Genomic DNA, 1,238 nt, shown 5'->3' with positions numbered 1-1,238 from the left:
GGCCGTAACCCCAGACATAATCTGAGTTTACGACCTCTTGCATCAATCAGCACTTATATATTTTTAGTCAATCATTAGACCGTGAATAGTAACAATAAAGAGTACCGCCTGATGTGGAACCCGGATTTACCAGTTCTTGAGCTGACCCGGTGGAATACAGATCTTTAGCGGATGGTGGTGTCACTGTTGGATCATTACGCAGTATTGGAAATTGTACTTTTTTAAAGGAACTTCTGTCTGTACCAACAGCCGTTACAGGAATTAGCATTTTTCCTTCCGTGCCTGCTATATTAGTCCATCCATTTCCAACGATGTCATTTTTTACACCTGATACTGCATATAGCGCCGAAATTTTTCCTGTAGCCGTAAATGCATTGGTATGATTTATTGTGATCATATTTTCTGCATGAATTCCCTGATTTGCATTATCGGCATCAATAGTTACATATGCTCCGCCAATTCTTATACTTTTTCCATAAATACCATAGCCATCCGATGTAACCTGAGCGGGTGTTATATGAAGATTGGAAATGTTTAGAATATCTACATCTCCCAAAGGACAGTGGATGCCGTGCTTCGAGCTTGTCAGATCTAGCGTGCCGGGACCTGTAATTTTTAATGTATCCCCATGGGAATATATAGCGGAGTAATTACCGCTACTAACATTGGATCTGTTTTGAACAATAGTATTATTTCCATTACAATAAATGGTTATCGGAAAAGTGCAATAAATGCAAGCATGAATCCCTTCTACGCCTTCTCCTTCATAGTGGAAATTGGAAAGTGTAAGAGTCTTGCTTGAAGCCTCATAATTCCAGTTGGCACCATGTAGATTAGTAGGGGGAGATGTAGCTGAAATATCATTGTCGCTATGATCTTCGTTTCCGATGTACAACTGATATGCCGCATTTGAAGAAATTCCATTTCTGAGTAGTATTATTACAAATAGAATCAAACAGTACATGGCTGATTTAATAGCAGTGTTTCTCATAGTCGGCACCTCCTAATAAAATAGGTGTTGTTAGTGTCCTTTATAGTACTAATTCTACAATATTCTGTAAGTGATCATTCTTAAATAAGCATAAAATCGTTTTGTTAGATTGCTTTTGGTGACTTGTAATAGTTAATTCCACTTTGTAAGAGTAAATTGGTTCTTCCGCATTTATTAGTAAAACTATGGTTTTCTGTACATCAGTTTGGCCGAGAGTAACTCAATTCCACAGCGACCATACATAGCC

At 38.1% G+C, this 1,238-nt stretch carries 1 protein-coding gene; it reads right to left on the bottom strand.

What is annotated here, in order from left to right; genetic code table 11:
• Positions 1-67: 67 nt before the first annotated feature.
• Complete coding sequence (locus tag BLR42_RS22280; RefSeq protein WP_091873945.1) at positions 68-991, bottom strand: carbohydrate-binding domain-containing protein; 924 nt, start codon at positions 989-991, stop codon at positions 68-70.
• Between the last annotated feature and the right edge of the window lie 247 nt (positions 992-1,238).

The organism is Butyrivibrio sp. INlla16 (genome assembly GCF_900104155.1).
Taxonomy (GTDB): domain Bacteria; phylum Bacillota; class Clostridia; order Lachnospirales; family Lachnospiraceae; genus Butyrivibrio.
Note: the sequence above shows the minus strand (reverse complement) of the source record. Positions and strands in the feature narration are given on the sequence as shown.